This window comes from Pseudomonas sp. P8_229, assembly GCF_034008635.1.
In the GTDB taxonomy this organism is placed as follows: Bacteria; Pseudomonadota; Gammaproteobacteria; order Pseudomonadales; family Pseudomonadaceae; genus Aquipseudomonas.
This window is the reverse complement of record NZ_CP125378.1, coordinates 1,741,475-1,758,143: the sequence shown is the minus strand read 5'-3', so window position 1 is coordinate 1,758,143 and position 16,669 is coordinate 1,741,475. Positions and strand designations below refer to the sequence as shown.

The 16,669-nt window shown below is 53.3% G+C and carries 13 protein-coding genes, 1 tRNA gene and 1 pseudogene; 2 read left to right on the top strand and 13 right to left on the bottom strand.

The annotated features are described in order from the left end of the window. Positions 1–810: 810 nt before the first annotated feature. Positions 811–966 (bottom strand): hypothetical protein, encoded by a 156-nt coding sequence (locus QMK55_RS07845; protein ID WP_320328997.1) that lies wholly within the window; start codon positions 964–966, stop codon positions 811–813. A 691-nt stretch (positions 967–1,657) separates the two neighbouring features. On the opposite strand from QMK55_RS07845, the gene QMK55_RS07840 reads away from it, so the two are divergent. Next, entirely contained in the window at positions 1,658–5,704 is a 4,047-nt protein-coding gene (locus tag QMK55_RS07840; protein ID WP_320328996.1) for a hypothetical protein, read from the top strand. A gap of 258 nt (positions 5,705–5,962) precedes the next feature. On the opposite strand, the pseudogene QMK55_RS07835 reads toward QMK55_RS07840, so the two are convergent. The 12 genes and pseudogenes from QMK55_RS07835 to QMK55_RS07780 form a co-directional block, all read right to left on the bottom strand. Next, positions 5,963–6,328 (bottom strand): annotated as a pseudogene (locus QMK55_RS07835) (histone-like nucleoid-structuring protein, MvaT/MvaU family). 220 nt (positions 6,329–6,548) lie between these two features. Further along, positions 6,549–7,490 (bottom strand): chromosome segregation protein SMC, encoded by a 942-nt coding sequence (locus QMK55_RS07830; RefSeq protein WP_320328995.1) that lies wholly within the window; start codon positions 7,488–7,490, stop codon positions 6,549–6,551. 91 nt (positions 7,491–7,581) lie between these two features. Further along, entirely contained in the window at positions 7,582–10,488 is a 2,907-nt protein-coding gene (locus QMK55_RS07825) for a DUF927 domain-containing protein (protein ID WP_320328994.1), read from the bottom strand. Beyond that, positions 10,485–10,757: a DUF3077 domain-containing protein gene (locus QMK55_RS07820; protein WP_320328993.1), complete on the bottom strand. Its 273-nt coding sequence runs from the start codon at positions 10,755–10,757 to the stop codon at positions 10,485–10,487. Before QMK55_RS07820 ends, QMK55_RS07825 begins: the two co-directional genes overlap by 4 nt. After that, the gene (locus tag QMK55_RS07815) at positions 10,754–11,038 is read right to left on the bottom strand and encodes a hypothetical protein (RefSeq protein ID WP_083354188.1); all 285 of its coding nucleotides are present in this window, start codon (positions 11,036–11,038) and stop codon (positions 10,754–10,756) included. The genes QMK55_RS07820 and QMK55_RS07815 overlap by 4 nt, the downstream gene beginning before the upstream one ends. After that, on the bottom strand, positions 11,035–11,193 hold the full coding sequence (locus QMK55_RS07810) for a hypothetical protein (protein WP_320328992.1): 159 nt from the start codon (positions 11,191–11,193) through the stop codon (positions 11,035–11,037). Before QMK55_RS07810 ends, QMK55_RS07815 begins: the two co-directional genes overlap by 4 nt. Positions 11,194–11,569: 376 nt before the next feature. Beyond that, the gene (locus QMK55_RS07805; RefSeq protein ID WP_320328991.1) at positions 11,570–11,875 is read right to left on the bottom strand and encodes a hypothetical protein; all 306 of its coding nucleotides are present in this window, start codon (positions 11,873–11,875) and stop codon (positions 11,570–11,572) included. Continuing rightward, positions 11,872–12,480, bottom strand: coding sequence for a hypothetical protein (locus QMK55_RS07800; protein WP_320328990.1), 609 nt, complete (start codon positions 12,478–12,480; stop codon positions 11,872–11,874). The genes QMK55_RS07805 and QMK55_RS07800 overlap by 4 nt, the downstream gene beginning before the upstream one ends. Then, complete coding sequence (locus QMK55_RS07795) at positions 12,477–12,797, bottom strand: helix-turn-helix transcriptional regulator (RefSeq protein ID WP_320328989.1); 321 nt, start codon at positions 12,795–12,797, stop codon at positions 12,477–12,479. Before QMK55_RS07795 ends, QMK55_RS07800 begins: the two co-directional genes overlap by 4 nt. A gap of 88 nt (positions 12,798–12,885) precedes the next feature. Beyond that, entirely contained in the window at positions 12,886–13,725 is an 840-nt protein-coding gene (locus QMK55_RS07790) for a hypothetical protein (protein ID WP_320328988.1), read from the bottom strand. Between the two features lie 280 nt (positions 13,726–14,005). Continuing rightward, positions 14,006–15,247 (bottom strand): tyrosine-type recombinase/integrase, encoded by a 1,242-nt coding sequence (locus QMK55_RS07785; protein WP_320328987.1) that lies wholly within the window; start codon positions 15,245–15,247, stop codon positions 14,006–14,008. A 164-nt stretch (positions 15,248–15,411) separates the two neighbouring features. Then, positions 15,412–15,496 (bottom strand) — tRNA-Leu (locus tag QMK55_RS07780). Between the two features lie 108 nt (positions 15,497–15,604). On the opposite strand from QMK55_RS07780, the gene queA reads away from it, so the two are divergent. Then, a complete protein-coding gene (gene queA / locus QMK55_RS07775; protein WP_320328986.1) occupies positions 15,605–16,669 on the top strand; it encodes a tRNA preQ1(34) S-adenosylmethionine ribosyltransferase-isomerase QueA in 1,065 nt (354 codons plus the stop codon).

The following is a 16,669-nucleotide window of genomic DNA, read 5'->3' as shown; positions in this document are numbered from 1 at the left end:
CCCTGTAGTCGATCATGATGCACGGGGTCGGAAACCCGCAGGACTGTGTTAGTAGGAGGATTTCAAAGTTACTGAAATTTCAGGCATTGAAATCGAAAGAATTCTGCTGAAAAAAGGCCATCGTTACCGCAGCGGTAACGATGGCCTTTTGTGTTGATGATTATGGACACCTTAGGCCGTCAACCAAGTCAACCTGTCAACCAATGTACAAAAATCAGCCACTGCCAAGATCACGCGGGTTTTGTGCCCCGTGTCTTTCAGATTTGCTCAGGGTCCCCGGCGACTTTCCGAGACACTGTGCATTTGCACTGGTGAACGATGTGTTCACCCGGTTCACCTGTTCACTAAGCTGGGCACCTGTCCGCTAACAAAGTCCGGCGGGTTTCCGACCCCGTGCGCGCCTCATTCTCTCAGGGGCCCCGCCCCCGCTGGAATTTCTTCGCTGGGGGAATGCATCTCTTAGGGGAGTGGGGTAATACCCGTCAAATGTCGTGTAACTGGTGTTACAGGTGTAGCGGTGTTAGCCAAGTGTATGAATTAACTGGATAAATATAGCGTTACACGACTTGGTAGTGCTCTGTGTTTTTGGTGTAGCAAAGCCGAATCGTGTAACGCTTAATAAGTCAGCGCTGCGTCATCTGGCCGTGTAGCGCCATGTGAATAAAGACTGACCGGATGTGGTGGTCATGATGCAACTGGCGTTGAAGCTGTCGCCGGCTACAGCTCCACACTGACCTCGCTGAGGCCCACACTTTGGGCAAAGCGCCCCACCGTCTTCAGGCTGGCACAGGTGCGGAGCGGCTCACGTCGCTAGCGCAGCGGCACCTCGCGTGCGCCGCTGCCAACTAGGCGAATCGATAGTCCCCAGTTGGGGCCACCGTCGATCTTGGCCACCAGGCACTCGCGCACCGCCCGCTGCTCGACCAGAGCAAGCAGCACTTCTTCCTGAATACTTTTGCCGATCACTGGGCCTCATCCTGCCGGCAGTTCGGCCTGTTCAACATTGAGCAGTAACCAGCCGCCGGCCGGCTCATTGTTGCCGTCGACGATCGGACCTTGCAGCAGCCCGCTGGGTAGTTCGACGCACAGCGCATTAGCGGGTGGGGGCCGACCAGGGAGTGGTCGAATTCAACGCGAAAGTTCCCCGAACCGACATTGAGAAGCCGGCTGTTCAGTTCCAGCGTGGTCAGCGTGTTCGGCGATTGCCCCCGTTACAGGGCCAGCTCGGCGACGGTGGGCAACTCTTCATAGGCGTAGGACATGCGCAGTGCTACCGATCAAGTGAATACCAGTCAGAGTCCTCCAGACTGATAGGGGATGGTAGACCTCCTCCCCCCCGGCGGTCATGGTTTCCGTACCCCCACAAAAAGGCCCTCGCACCTAGCTTAGGTGTGGGGGCCTGTTGAACGTAACCGGCGTTTGTTTTAGGAGTCACCAGAGGCAGCAATCCGCTGGAGGCGTCGAGTCACTAAAATGGTACCGCCGAGGATATACAGCCTGTAAGCACCTGCTGAGCTAGGAATAGTCTCTACTGAAATGAAACTCAGCAGAGCTTATCTTTATTCGATTTTCGAACGTTCATTCAGTTTCAGTACGGAAGAAAATGATTTAAATGTGATGAAGATACATGTCAATATGCCATGCATTGGTGCCGGTGATGAAAATCATCATAGCAAAGCCTATTCAAGATAATACAGGACATTTAAACATGGAAGCTTTTACTTTTGAAAAACTTAACGGCGAGTCTTTTGAGAAAATCGTAAGATCTTTAGCGATCGAAAAATTTGGATTGACTGGGCAGGTCTATCCAATGGGGCCGGATGCGGGTCGAGACTTTTCCTATACCGGATCTATTGAAGGATATAAAAATCCAGAATGGAACGGATATATCGTACTGCAAGCCAAGTTCAAAAAAACTTTAAGAGGCGGAGCTTCTGATGTTGAGTGGCTAATCAAGCAGCTCGAGTCTGAACTCAGTAAGTATGTTGATCCGGATAAAGACTATATTAGGCCTGAATACTACATCATTGCGACAAACGTTAATTTATCAGGTGCTGACTCAAAAGTTGGCGGAAGGTCGCGTAAAGGCGGCATGACGAAGATTTCCGAACATTTGGAAACATGGAAACAAAAGTTGGGCTTGAAGAGCTTTGATATTTGGTCGTCAGAGAAGTTAGAGACTTTATTAGCATTATCTCCAAATATTCGAACTACTTTTGCGGCGTGGATAACGCCAGGGGATGTATTAGAGCAGCTGCTAAGTAATGTAAACGCCAGGCAGAAACAGTTGTCTTATGCTCTCAAGCTAATGCTTCAATATTCCATAAAAAAAGACAAAAATGTCAGATTAAAAGACGCAGGAAGCGTTAGTGATGATCAGATCAGGTCGAGTCAAGTTTTTGTCGATCTTCCAGCAAGAAAGCAAGAGTGGGGAGCGGAGGAGTTTCAGTTCGTAAGTGAGTCGATTGAAACTGCTAAAGGTATTTTTAAACCAAGTATCTTGTCGAAAGAAGGTGCAGGTGCAGACAATCCGGTTGGTAATGTTGTACTTCTAGGTGGACCGGGTCAGGGGAAATCCACAGCCTCTCTTTTTTTAGCGCAACTATTCAGAGCTTCAATGCTAAAAGAAGACTCCAGTCACATGTTGGAGGATAGCGTTTCAGAGCTTATTGAAGAATTCATCGAGCGCGCAAAGGAAGAAAATATACCATCAGTTTTGCCTAGCCGTTATCCTTTCTGTGTGTCGTTGCCTCAATACGCAGATAAGATTAGTGAAGCAAAAGATAGAGGCGGGAATCGTCCGTCCATACTGAAGCATATCGCGGATGAGTTTGCGGATATGACTGATGTAGAGGTATCCGTATCAGATGTACGAGAATGGATTGGCAGTTTTCCTTGGATTGTAATTTTTGATGGGTTGGATGAGGTTCCTCCAAGCGGAGAAAGAAGTGCCGTAGTATCAGCTATGCAGAATTTTTTAACCGAGGTTAATGCACTGGATGGTGATGTATTTATAATCGCTACCAGCCGTCCTCAGGGCTACAATTCGGATCTGAGTCCAATTTTATGGCAGCACTGGGTGCTGCAAGACCTGGACTCAAACAAAGCTCTTGCCTATGCTAAGCTACTTACTACTGCTTATTATAAAGATGATACGGATCGTCAGCGAAAAATTATTACTCAGCTAGAGAGCTCGATAAAAAATCCGACCACTGAAAGGCTAATGAAAAGTCCATTGCAGGTTACAATTCTGCACATGATTGTAGATACCGGAGGCGGAGTCCCTACTTCCCGGTGGAACTTGTTTAATGACTACTTTGAAATACTAAAAAAACGCGAAAAATCCAAAAGCGGTCAATCTCAAAAGATACTTGATAAAAACATACAATTTATAGGTCCCATACATCAGCGCGCAGGGTTGTTGTTGCATGTGGACGCGGAAAAGGCAGGGCAAGCGACTTCGCACCTCGATCTTGAGAAATTCTCTGCTTTGATTCGTAGTTATTTAGAGTCGGAGGAATTTTCAGAAAAAGATATAAAGGAACGGCTGGTTGAGTTGGGTGAGCTCTCTTTAAATCGGTTGGTGCTATTATCTTGCAGAGAGGAAGGTCGTATAAGCTTTGACGTTAGATCTCTTCAAGAGTTTATGGCAGCCTCAGCTTTGACGGCTTCAGCGCCAGAGGTTATAGAAATGCGGCTTCAGCATTTGGCAGGGAAGTCACATTGGCAACACGTATTTACTATCGCAGCTAGTAGATGCTTTTCGGAGGACAATCTTCACTATATTAGATCCTCAATAACCGGAATACCGCGTCAACTGGATACACTTGACTCGCATAGAGTGGTAGGGCGTGGGGCGCTATTGTCTCTCGAACTCTTCATGGATGGAATTGCCGCGGACCAACCTAAGCACAGAAGGCAGTTGGCAATTCATGCGTTAGAGTTGCTTAATCATGGTTTGGATTACATTGGCAAACCTTTGCATATGTTATATGAGTCGCACACCCAATCGATACTGTTTGACGAGTTGCGGATGAAGTACTTGAATTCCAGTAACTATGAAGTGCGTGCGGCTGCCTGGAGTTTGATACTTAAGCTGGCATCAATAAACTGCAGGCCTGCCATTTTTTTTCTGGGTGAAGAGTGGCCTAGGGATTTAGAAAGCGTATTCGCTGTGGTAAAACATGGCGTGATACCAGTGAAGTCCAATTTTACTCTGGAGTCGGTAAGAAATTCGATTCTCGCGGCTGGATTCGTTGCGATCAATACAGAGGGTGATACAAGTGCACTCGAAGGAAAGTACAACAATTTAATACGCACCAACGCGCGTGAAACTTTGGATTATCTTAGTGAGCTGAAATTCTTAACGGCCTGTTCGCCTAAAACTTTTACGGCTACGGTGTTAAGCGAACACATAGGCGTTTCAACTGCTATTGTTGCGATCGAAGGGTTGGCTCATGTTATGCGCCCTACGTTGGAGGCCAACGTCCACCCGGAATGGTCTTTCATTTTTGCAGCCGCAGATTTTTCTAGAGATCCGTCCCTAGATACTTTGGCGTTCTGTGTACAACGCTTTATCGATATAGCGTCAGACGATCCAAAGATCGTGGCAATGCTCCGATATGTACCGTGGCCCGTAGCAACGGTTTTGCAAACGGAGCTTAAGTTTCTGGATTCTGTTTCATCAAAAGTTTACTCAGGTGAATATGGAGATGTTACGGCGTGGAAAGAAGCGGAGTTGCGTTTGCGTGAAAAGGGGGTGGTTTCTCAGGATTTTTGTTATACAGATGAATTTCCTATGAATAATCAGATAGGTAGTGTGGGCCTGGTTGCCTTTAAGAACAACAGCCTGTCCGGTGATTTGGGTATATGGCGGAGTAACGAAAATACCAAGTTGGCCCCTATAAAGCTCGCCGTGTTTGAGTTTGTTAACTTGATACCCAAGCTAAAGAATGAATACGCTCTTAAGCGAATACACGGGCTTCTAGCAATTGCACTAATAAACATTGAAGTGCCAGTCGAGCTTTCGCTACAAGAAAGCAGCGATTTAATAGGGGTGTTGAATGATGAAAAGCTTTCTTATATTTATACTGACTCATTAAATATTTTTTCAGCAAGCTGTTGGAGGTCAGAACATTTAACCGCGCTAAGTGAAGTTTGCCTAAAGGCTCGATTTTATAAGTTCAGGGCTCATACGCGTAACATAAGGGGTGAGAGATTCTCTTCTGCTTTGATGGCGGCCCAGTTGATACTTGACCCATGTAAAGAAGGTTTAGTGAATCTGCTGTGCGTTTACAAAGTATGCTATGGAGTCGATGTGGTGATTCCAGATGATTTATTGATGGAGCTTAGTGAGAGCGAATTACCAGTAGTTTCATTTTCTGCTAAAGTTTTGCGCTATATTTTCGTTGGTTTGGATACGGATGGGTTTCTGAAAGACATAAATGATGTGCTCAGCTCTGCTGACTTGCGCGACCATTGCTGCAACGTATTAGCGGAGCTTGTGGCGGGAGACTCTATATCTTTAGCGCGTCGAATCGAACTTTGTGTAAAGCTGATACCGTTGTCTGAAAAACTAGGAACCGTTAAGTTTCGAGAGCTTAAGTCCAGTTTGATTGGTATGTTAAATTCTGATTTAAGCGGGCTAGCTGATGAAAATGTTTGGAATGATTTGAAATTGCCAAAGGATGCTTTCATTGCTTAACAGGTACGGCCGAGGCATTTGCGCAGTATTCGCATTTAATGGTGCTGTTTCCTGAATAAGAAAGTCTGCTTTTGGTTAATTGCTGCCGGTCTCGAACCGTAGCGTTCGCCTGAAATGGGCCTTAGATCCAGTAGAGGAATGCAATAAATATGGAAGAGATTTGCCGTTCAGCAACTAGCTTACGACGAGATTTTACTTTGTAGCCGAGGATCGTTAACAAAAAGGGCCCGTTTGGGCCCTTTTTCATGTGAGGCTGACTTACTTTTTCAGCCATCCCTCGACGACGTCGGCACCGTGCTTCGCTTTCCACTCTTTCAACGCCTTGTGATTCCCACCTTTGGTTTCGATAACTTCACCGGTATTGGGGTTTTTGTAGACCTTGAGTTCGCGTGGTTTGCGTGTGCTGACGGCCGGAGCTGTGGCTTGACGCCGCGCCTGGGTTTACGGCTCTAGAATGTTGATGATTTGCTTCAGGCTGAACCCATAGTGTTCGAGCAGCTTGCGCAGCTTGGCTTCAAACTCGATTTCTTTCTTCAGCCCATCATCACCCTTCAGTGCTTCCAGTGCTTGGAGCTGCTCGGCGAGGTGTTTTTCTAGTTGACGGTATTCTGCGAGTTTGGACATGTTGTTTCCCTTGTTCAGTAAAGTCATGCGTGAGTTATTTGGATGGTAGTGCGAGTTTCAAGTTCAGCACTATTTCCGGCGATTCAGTTGGTTTTCAATATGCACCATTTCCGTATTAATCGCGTTGATTGTTAGCGTTTGTATCTGACTAGCTCTGCCCGACCCTGCGTTGATGGTCTTCAGCAGAGCATTGAGATGGGCCTTCCTAGTTTTGAGCGTGTCAGACCAACTCACGCTGTTCTGTATTGGCTTGTTCATTACGTTCATCCTTGTGTTGTTCTGGAGTGGCCACATCTTCGGGTTTTTGGAGGAGCAAACTGTCGAGCTGCACCAAGTCGCGTGCGCTGTATTTACGTGCGCGGTCGGAAAGTTCACGCCACGTCCAATTGCCGAAACGTTCACCTTCTTCGGGAACCGTAAGTTTCATCAGGTTCACCTGATCCAGGCCTAGTAAGTTGTAGTTAGCCCATAGCTTACCACCCACCTCAAATAACGCTTTTGCGGCCTCATTCCACTTCTCTTCAAGTACCGTGTAAGAGAGCCATAGGGCGGTTCGTTCGATTTCTTTATGCTTTTCCTGTGCTTCGGTGATGTATTTATCTACCGTCACCAGCTCCTGCTCCAACGCTGCCATGATCAGGGTTTGCCGGCGGTTATGTTCGGCGGCGGCTGTCAGATTCTTCGCGGCCTTTTGTGCGTCGGTGTTGGCGGTCTTCTCGCCTTCGGTGTCACCCCAAGCGACGGCCTGCGCGTATGCCGTGGCAGCGTCTGTTTCGGCCTGACGTGCTTTGGCCATGTCTTCTGCCGCTTGTTGTTGGATCTGCTCAAGGCGGGTGCTGAGGCTATGACGCTTTTCGTTCAGCTCCTGCTCATCCGCTTTCCAGTTATTCATCGCTTCGATGTGACCCGCCATCAGCGAATCGCAATTGGCGAGTTCTTCACGGCGTATGATCTTCCGATTTATTAAGTCGGCATTGTGCTTACGTGAGTGAAGTTTACTTTTCACCTCGCTGTACTTCTCCTGCAATTCGCGTTTGCGGTCTGGTTCAATGGGCTTTTCACTTTCCAGCGCCGTCTTGAGTTGCAGCATTTCGGTTTGGAGTCGTTCTGCCTCGCTCAGCAGTTCGTCACGACGGTCTTTCAGTTCTTGAATCTCGTTCATTGTCTGATCTCTCTCAATGCGATTGTGGGTTGGTTGAGTGGCTGGCGAGGCCGGGATTTGGCCGGCGGTACCTCGATCAGCAGAGATGCTCTCAGGCAGCCCGAGCCTCGCTCTCATCCATTCCCGGAATCGTCTTAACGATGTAGCAACGCTGCGTGCCGAGACCGGGTAACCGGATCAGGCTCGACGCCTTACCGTCCTTCCCAGGTTCCAGAACACCTCGCTGCAGCAATTCCTTGTTCACCGCGTTGATGTTCATGCCTCGGAAGATCTCCGAGCGCCATAGCTCAGGGAGCACGTAATAGGTGTTGGTGGTGTGCAGGGAATCGCCCAGACCGTGCTCCAACGTCTTACGAAAACCGAGTCGGTCGATGGTGCGCGGCCCGTGCTCATCGATTTTTGCCGCCGCCGATTCCCAGCGCGTGAAGCGGCTTTCACCGAAGCGCTCGATGACCTGGCGCAGTCGCGCCAAGATCGCATCGCCCTCGAAGTTACCTGCACCGCCGCGCTCGTTCATCCAAGCGTTGAGGCACACGCGAGCAGCGGTGGTGGCGGTTCCGTCAGGCCAGCCGGTGATCCCCATCGCGGTGGCCAGCTCGCCCGCTGCGGCGGCTAGACCGAAGCGAGCGGCAGCACGGTGCGCTTGTCCACTGGCCGACGCCGGTAACGACTGCGCGATGAAACCTTCCAGCGTGCGGCGCAGGATGGCGGACCATCCATGACTCTTGCCGGGTTCACATAGCGCCGTTAGAAAGGCCGTGAGTGGTGTGCCGTAGTACTTCGCTACGCGAGCCTTGAGCGCGTCGGACAGTGCGGCAGCATCTTCAAACCCGTTAAGCGTATCGAACATGCCGAGGCCTTTGCTCGCATCGGCCGGGACAGCAAGCATGCGCACTTCCATACCCGCTTTCAGTTCCTTGTTCGCTTCGGCCATGTGTTGGGCCAACGTTTTCTCCCCAGTGGAGAGAAACAGCAGGCGCCACTCCTGCACCTGACGGCCTGCTTGGCCTCGATCGTTAGCGCGTGCTTTGCCGGTGCCGTTGCCGAGCATGTACACCGTCTCGCCGATGATGCGCGGGTCGCACATGCCGATTTCATCTAAGACCAAAAGGCCGTCGGAATGCGCGGCGGCGATGGATTCGAGCGCGTTGTCGGTCGAGCGCCACGAACGCACCAGACGCGGCCCGCCGTAAATCGAGGCGGCGACTTGCAAATGGGTGGTCTTACCGCCCGAGCTGTCGCCATACAGGTGAAAGCCGCCCGACTCATGGCCGAGCATGTGCAGCAGCGGCCCCGCGAAAGCCACGCCGACGACAAACGCCAAACGGTGATTGCCGATGCACAGCGCGCCGATCTGCTCCTGCCATTGCTCAAGCGTGCCCGCTTCGCTGATTGGCGGAAGTTGCGAACCGGCTTCGTAGAAGTGCAGGTGCTCGCTGTGCGCGCCGACTTGCTGCTCGGGCAGTAGAAAGGCGGTGTCATGCCAACCCAAGCGCGTGACCAGTCGTGCCCTTTGGGCGCTGTCGAAGCCGCCGAGATAGCTCTGCAGGTCGTTGCGTGCATTGCGCCCTGACCGACTACCTGCGAGGCGTAGCCCCATATCCACCAAGGGCCCGAGCACGTCTTTGCCGAAGTCACCCGTCATGGTGCGGGCCGGGATGTTCCAGCGTTTCTTGGCGCCGTCGGGATCGTCAAATTCAACCAACAATCCCCAGTTCTGACCCTTGTCGTCGCGAGTACGGGCGAGGATCTCCAGTGGCGAACACACCGGACGCGGCTCACCGTCGTCACCGGCATAAAACACACCTTCGGATGTGAGTCGAAAGCCACCGGGCATCAAATCGTTTTTCGATTTTTTCGGGCGTGTGGTCGCAGGTTTCGCCTTCGCTTCCGGCTTGGCTTCAGTCTGCTCCGTGGATGTTTTTTCCTCGAGCAAGCCATACAGCTCGCCGCTGCTTTGCAGCTCGGCGAAGTGGGTGGCTGTCCAACCTTTGGCGGACGCATCGACGGCGTCATCACCTTCGTCCCATTGACCACCTTTGGCGAAGGCAGCGGCGCCGTTCTTCAGCGTGGGCTTGCGCTTGAACACCTCCAGCGCGATGACTCGAACCGAGACGGCGCCGATTTCGCGCAGTTTCTCGGCGACGGTATCCATGCAGACTTTGCCGCTGTCGTCGTTATCCGGCCACAACAGCACATCGCGCCCTTTGAGGGGTGACAGGTCCGCTTTGTGCCAAGAGTTAGAGCCGTTCGGCCAGCAGGTGGCCACGTGGTTCGGCAGCAGTTCGGCAGCAGCATCGGCAGCTTTCTCGCCTTCGCACAACACTATCGGTGAGTCACTGCGTTGAGCCAGTTCATCAAGTCGCAGCAGCGGACGTGGATCGGGTAGCCCCTGCCAGCGCCATTGCTTGGTTTGGCCATCGGCGCGTTCGCACCATGTAAGTGGTGCAAAGACCTTCTTCGGCTTGCCGTCCTCATCTGGCGTGAGGTCGAAGCGGTAGAGGGCCATAAGCGGCTGGCCTTCTGTATCACGGTAGATCCACACCTTGGATGGTGCGCCGTGCTGCCGATGCTTCGCAGGGCACTTGTTCATGGCCTCCGCTGGTATCGGCTGAATGGCAATCCACTCAGGGGCTTTCGTCTTGGCAGGCGCGTTCTTCGCCTGGGCGGTGCCGGGCGCAACATTCAATAGGTCTGCGAGTTTGTTGCAGGCCTCGACGTCGGTGCTGCCGTCCAGATAGCGCACCAGATCAATCAGGTCACCGCCCTTGTCGCCGGTAGCAAAGTCGGCCCATGTGCCCTTGCTCAGATTGATCTTGAGCGAACCGGCGCGCTTATCGCTGCGGGTTGGGTTGGGTGCTGTGTATTCCTTGCCTCCGTCGACGCGCTTGCCATTGGGCAGCCAGTGAGACAGAACGCGATCAATGCCTTTCAGCGCGGCGGCTTTCACGTCGGCAAAGCTTGGACGTTTTGCGGAGGTGCTCGGGCGTTGGCTCATGCGTCAGCCCTCGGCAGAAACAGCGCGTCGTTGATGTCATCGATCAGCGCTTTGGCCATTTCGCCAAGGTACAGAGCAGGCCAACTGAAACGCTCACCGCTGTCGCTCATGGCGGCGTCCAAGTTAAGTTGGTTGGCGTGATGCTGCAGCAGGGAAACCATCTCCAGTGCGTTTTCGACTGGTACTCCGGCATTGACCCGGAACAACTTCAAATCGGAGGCGTTCACGCGAGTGAAGGTGGCATGCCCGAGGGTGGTGGAGGTGTTCATAGCGCACCGCCTTTCTGCGCAGCAGGCATCGAAGTGGAGTCGCCGTGCAAGGTCAGTGTTTTAATCAAACCAAGAGTACCGCGCACGTCCCAGAGGACGGCGGCGATGACATGATTAGCGAGGCGCGAGGAGTCGTTTTCGAAGTGTTCTTCAAGCAGCGTCAGAACCGAGTCGGCACGAGCAATGGCGCAGGTGATGGCGTCGATGGGCACACCGGCTTCTGCGGTTGGATTCACGCAAAGCAGGTCTTCGGGCAGGGCGAAACTCAAAGCGTTGTTCATTGGGCACCGCCTGCGGTTTCGAGTTCGCGGGCTTTGGCCATGTGAGTGTTGTAACGGGCGAGGCGTGTAGCGAGGCTGGAATTGGCGTGTAAAGCGGCGAGAGCCATTGCACGATGTGCGGAGGCGCGAATTTTGGACGGATTGAGGGCGTGCATAGGTGGAGCTCCTTCTTAAGTAGGAACTGCCACGATTCGTCGCCAAACGAATTGGGGTGGCAGCTGTGCGCAGGTTGGCGAACCGGGTAAGAAGGAACCCGGCAGACCCGAGGGTCTCCCACGCACAGCCGCCATAAAACAGGAATGCGGGCACAAAAAAAGCGCCTGCAATCGAGATGGGGGCGCCTGTGCGCCTTCTTAAACTCGGGTCGCCAAACCCGGTCGCTGATTTTGCAGCGACGGTCAGAGAGTAACGTCCGTTTTTCGAAAGTGCAACTGCGCTGATGGCTTGCGGTTTTTTCAGGTGCGGCATAAATTGTTTGTGCATGTAGATTGACCTCAACGCCTCCGGATCGCCCCCGGAGGCGTTTTCGTTTCAGGCATGGGTTTCCCAGCGCAGGGATAGGAGTGGTAGAAAACCGCCGCGCAGCATCGAGCGGGCGTCTTCGTAGGCTTGGGTTTGCTGGCCTTCGTCGACGATCGCTGCGCCGGTTTTTTCGCAGTGGAGGGAGAGGGCGCACCAGGTGCCGTCGTCCCAACTCAGCACGCTGACCACGCGGCCTCGCTTTTCCTGTTGGCTGCGGTGGCGTTCAAGACGCTGCATGAGGCGAGTAGAAAATCCGATCCGGCGCAGTACGGAGAACGGATGCATCAAGGCGTTATCAGCGATCTTGCGATTCATGCTGCCTCCTGTGCATTAGCGAACAATGGAGGCGGTGTTTCGCCTTTGAGCCAGGCGAGGATCTTGCTGTCTTCAACACAGCGGCGACGGTGAACAACGGCCATTTGCTCGCGGCGTTGTGCAACACACTCCTCGACATAACCGTTCAGGTCGGAGGTCAAGCGCATATCTTGATGAGCGCGCTCGCTTGTCGTCTTCTCGACGGCAATATCCTCATCCGTGATGCGTTGCCATACCGCCGGATCGTTCGCGAATCCCGCTGATTGATCGACGAGCCAGTAGGTAACCCAGTCGGTCATGCCGCGCGATTTCAGCGAGGCGAGGCGGCTTTCGCTCATGGCGAAATAGCCTGAGCCGTGAACGCTCGAAAACTCTCTGCGCACCGCATTTTTGCGGATCAGTTCGGGCAGTTCCCAAGGATTGGCTTTGAGTGGAAGTACGAGACCGTCAGGGCTGAAAAAAAACGCTTCTTGCTCTTCGCCGTTCCAGCTCACGCCCGCAATAGTGCGATGGCGCCAGTTAATTTCACTCGGTTGATAGAGGCGGAATCCGATGCTGTACGAGTCAAAGAATGGTCCCTTGAAAGGGCAGTAATTGCGCTTCATGCGGCCACCTGGTCACGGGCCTCAATGCGGCTTTTGACCCAGCTCTGGACTTCAGAAAGAACCCACGCGACAGGAGCTCCGCGTGCGTTGCTATTGCTCAGTTTTACCGGTCGTGGAAAACCACTTTCAGGGCACTGCATCAGCTTGTAGAGAGTCGAGCGCTTGAGTCCCGTAGCTATCTCAAGGCGCGGCATACGAATGAGGGTAGTGGCGGGATCAAACGGAGTGGTTAGACCTGGTACGGCGGAAGGAGAGTCGAAAGGATTAGCAAGATTTGAAAAGGTTGGAGCGGGGAATTGGGTGAGGTTCTTTGTCATTGGTATTGCTCTCGATTGGTTTGGACGAGAGCAATGGTCTAGAGATTGGGCGCCGGTGAGCAGTTCACTTCCATTTGAAATTTCAGGTTTACACCACGAAGTTGCGCTTGAGAATTGCCTCGACACTTTTACGAGACAGCGCCTTTTCGGTTTCAAGGGCGATCCACTCAGGGCGCTGCGCGGGTGGCTTTGCGACTTCCTGCTCGAGCCAGGAATGTACCTTCGAGGTGATATCCCTGTGTGACATGCCGCTCGCCAAGTAATGAAGGGCCTGCTTAGTTATAGCCGCATCGCGAGTGGTCATGTCTTGAGCTCGCCCTATCCCACTGACGACGCCACCTTTCTTGCGAATGGCGTTTTTGATCGCTCTATCTGCAGTCGGGGTCAGCTCATCATCGATTAGGCAGGGGAGTGAAGTAATCGGCTCCAGATGAAGCACATATTGCTCGAGCGCCTCAATGCGTTCCCGCGGGTCAATCTGAGTCTCGACGAAATTACAGTAGAAGCTCCACGGCCAGTCGGTCGGATGCTTCGATACGTATGACCAGACCTTCTGATCGGCTTCACGCATCCAATCGCTCAAGATCCCGAGCGCCTTCACGGCGCAGGCCATTATGTAGGCCGCATGAGCCTCTCGATCCGAAGCCGCGTGACAGCCGCTGTATTGACGAACCCAGTGTGCGAGGCGCGCTCTATGGTCGGTAGAGGCGTACTGGAAAATGGTTTCCTCATGCATGGTCGCCTTGATGCACATGCTGCTGAGATCGCTGCTGATTCCGCTGCTCTGGATGCGCTGACAGCACTGATCGATCAAGTAACACACATCAGTGAGCTGTTCGCGGCACAGTGCATAAAGCGACTGGTCCGATAGGAAACCCCTCAAGCCAGACGTGAGTGCCGACTGCGCGATGCTTTGGTTGCTGGTCATTGGTCAGAGGCTCGCGAATCGTGCGCGCCTCGATCCCGCGCCCTATATTTTGCGAGCATCACCAGCGAAACGCCTCTTTCAGCACGCGGCAAGAAGCTGCCCGCAGCAGGGCGAGAGCTCGGTTTGGCGTTACACGTTTGAGCCGAGTTACACCGGGAGTAGTGGGAGCCGAGCATTCGTGTAACGGGCGTGAAAGCCAATGAATTCGGGCGTTTCGCATAGGTCGTTACACGCGTAACAACCGTAACACCGCTTTTGGAGGAAGTACGGATGTACGTGCTCATACCACCTCATCAAGAGGTGCGTGTGTGAGATTCCCAGCAGCCAACTGATCTAGGTAATCCGCGTACCACTGCATCATCTTCACTCTGTGATCGAGATATTGAGCCTTGTTGTAGATCCCAGAAATTCCCTCTTCTTTGTGAGCTAGCTGCGCTTCTACGTGTTCTTTTGGCCAACCGTGTTCCCTGAGCAAGGTACTAGCGGTGTGGCGAGTTCCATGGCCGACCAAGCGACCTTTATAACCAACCGTTGCGAAGACTTTGTTAATGGTGTTTTCACTGATTGTCGGGTTCTTGGCTCCGACGCCGGGAAACAACCACCGACCGCGCCCTGTTAGACATTGGAGTTCTTTAAGAGCGGATAACGCCTGCTTGGGAAGTGGGCACACGAAATCCCTGCGCATCTTCATTTTGGCGGCCGGTGTCGTCCAGATGGCTTTATCAAGGTCGAACTCTTTCCATTCGGCCAAGCGGACCATTCCCGGTCTCGATGCCGTCCATATGCAGAGCCATGCTGCAGTTCGGGCCGTTAGTCTGCTGGGTGTGTGTTTTAGCGCGATCAGAAAGTCGCCAAGTTCAGGTTCCAGCAAATGAGGATGCTGTTGCGTTTTCGGTGCTTGAGCGGCGATATCGCGGAGCCGGCTTCCAGGGTCGTTCTCGGTCAAGCCTAAACCGATGGCTCGACCGAATATCTGATTGATCCAGGTGCGACACTTTTCCGCTACGTTGTGGGCGTCCCGCGCTTCTATGGATGCTTGCAGGTCCGCGCAATCTGTACGGGTTATTTCGTCGAGAGGTTTGTCCCCGAGTGCTGGAAGAATGTCCTTGTCGAGGTACGTACGAATCTTATTGAGGGTGGACGGAGCCAGACCCTTTTCTTCTTTTGCCTTTAACCAAGCGTCAGCAGCCGCTCGGAACGTTCGAGTTTTAGCTGCATCTATTGCCGCTTTAGCTGATCGCTTTTGTTCGAGGGGATCAGCACCACTGCTCACTACTTTGCGTAGTTCAGCAGCTTTGTCTCTTGCTAGCGCGCCGCTTACCTCTGGGTAACCCCCCAGCCCCATCCACGCCCAATTCCCCGCCGGGCGTTTATAGCGGAGCTGCCAGGACTTACCTCCATCAGGTTTGACCCTGAAGTAGAGGCCATTTCCATCCAGCTCTCGGTATTCCTTTGATTCCGGCTCCAGTCCCGCGAGTGTCGTATCTGCGAGAGGCCGACGCTTGATATCTGCGCGCTTCATCCTTGTATCCCAAAGTTCGGTACTTTTCTCAGGATACAAGCAGGGATACAGGGATACAACGGATAAGGATGGACAGGGGTAGACAGACAGGTACAAAAAAACCGGCCAAGTGGCCGGTTTCTTTGGGTCTGAGAGACTGGTAGAGACTCTCAGATACAGCTATATGGTGCCCCGAGGGAGACTCGAACTCCCACTCCTTTCGAAAACGGATTTTGAATCCGCCGCGTCTACCAATTCCGCCATCAGGGCTCAATGGCGGCGAAGTATAGAGAGGTGACTACCGTTGGTCAATCACGTTTCATGGTCAATTTTCGATATTTCCGCTAGACTTTCCGGCCCTGCTAGACGAACCCCATCATGCGCGTTGCTGACTTTACCTTCGAGCTTCCTGATTCGCTGATCGCCCGCCACCCTTTGGCCGAGCGTCGCGGTAGTCGCCTGCTGACCCTTGATGGGCCGAGCGGCGCCCTTGCACACCGTCAATTCACTGATTTGCTTGAGCATTTGCGCCCGGGCGATTTGATGGTGTTCAACAATACCCGGGTGATTCCGGCGCGGCTGTTCGGGCAGAAAGCCTCGGGCGGCAAGCTGGAAATCCTCATCGAACGGGTGCTCGATACGCACCGCGTGCTGGCCCATGTGCGCTCCAGCAAGTCGCCGAAGCCGGGTTCGAAGATCCTGATCGACGGCGGTGGTGAAGCCGAGATGCTCGCACGTCACGATGCGCTGTTCGAGTTGGGCTTCGATCAAGAAGTGTTGCCGCTGCTCGATCGCGTCGGGCACATGCCGTTGCCTCCTTATATAGATCGCCCGGATGAAGGTTCGGATCGCGAGCGCTATCAGACCGTTTACGCCGAGCGCTTGGGCGCGGTGGCTGCGCCGACGGCGGGGCTGCATTTCGATCAGCCGCTGATGGAAGCGATTGCCGCCAAGGGCATCGAGACCGCGTTCGTGACCCTGCACGTCGGTGCCGGCACGTTCCAGCCGGTGCGTGTCGACAAGATCGAAGACCACCACATGCACAGCGAGTGGCTGGAAGTTGGCCAGGACGTGGTCGACGCCGTTGCCGTTTGCCGTGAGCGTGGCGGGCGGGTGATTGCCGTGGGCACCACCAGCGTGCGTTCGCTGGAAAGTGCCGCGCGCGATGGCGTGCTCAAGCCGTTCAGTGGCGACACCGATATCTTTATCTACCCGGGCCGGCCGTTCCATGTGGTCGATGCCTTGGTCACCAACTTCCATTTGCCCGAATCCACGCTGTTGATGCTGGTTTCGGCGTTCGCCGGTTATCCCGAAACCATGGCCGCCTATAAAGCCGCCGTCGACAACGGATACCGCTTTTTCAGCTACGGTGATGCGATGTTCATCACCCGTAATCCCGCCCCGACTGCCCCTGAACACACAGGCCCAGAGGAAACAGAATGA

Bases quoted from the DNA above. Each gene is read 5' to 3' on its own strand.
- QMK55_RS07785 (WP_320328987.1), bottom strand. From the start codon at position 15,247: ATGAAGCGCGCAGATATCAAGCGTCGGCCTCTCGCAGATACGACACTC.
- QMK55_RS07805 (WP_320328991.1), bottom strand. From the start codon at position 11,875: ATGAATCGCAAGATCGCTGATAACGCCTTGATGCATCCGTTCTCCGTA.
- QMK55_RS07820 (WP_320328993.1), bottom strand. From the start codon at position 10,757: ATGAACACCTCCACCACCCTCGGGCATGCCACCTTCACTCGCGTGAAC.
- QMK55_RS07825 (WP_320328994.1), bottom strand. From the start codon at position 10,488: ATGAGCCAACGCCCGAGCACCTCCGCAAAACGTCCAAGCTTTGCCGAC.
- QMK55_RS07810 (WP_320328992.1), bottom strand. From the start codon at position 11,193: ATGCACGCCCTCAATCCGTCCAAAATTCGCGCCTCCGCACATCGTGCA.
- QMK55_RS07795 (WP_320328989.1), bottom strand. From the start codon at position 12,797: ATGACAAAGAACCTCACCCAATTCCCCGCTCCAACCTTTTCAAATCTT.
- queA (WP_320328986.1), top strand. From the start codon at position 15,605: ATGCGCGTTGCTGACTTTACCTTCGAGCTTCCTGATTCGCTGATCGCC.
- QMK55_RS07800 (WP_320328990.1), bottom strand. From the start codon at position 12,480: ATGAAGCGCAATTACTGCCCTTTCAAGGGACCATTCTTTGACTCGTAC.
- QMK55_RS07830 (WP_320328995.1), bottom strand. From the start codon at position 7,490: ATGAACGAGATTCAAGAACTGAAAGACCGTCGTGACGAACTGCTGAGC.
- QMK55_RS07790 (WP_320328988.1), bottom strand. From the start codon at position 13,725: ATGACCAGCAACCAAAGCATCGCGCAGTCGGCACTCACGTCTGGCTTG.
- QMK55_RS07815 (WP_083354188.1), bottom strand. From the start codon at position 11,038: ATGAACAACGCTTTGAGTTTCGCCCTGCCCGAAGACCTGCTTTGCGTG.
- QMK55_RS07840 (WP_320328996.1), top strand. From the start codon at position 1,658: ATGAAAATCATCATAGCAAAGCCTATTCAAGATAATACAGGACATTTA.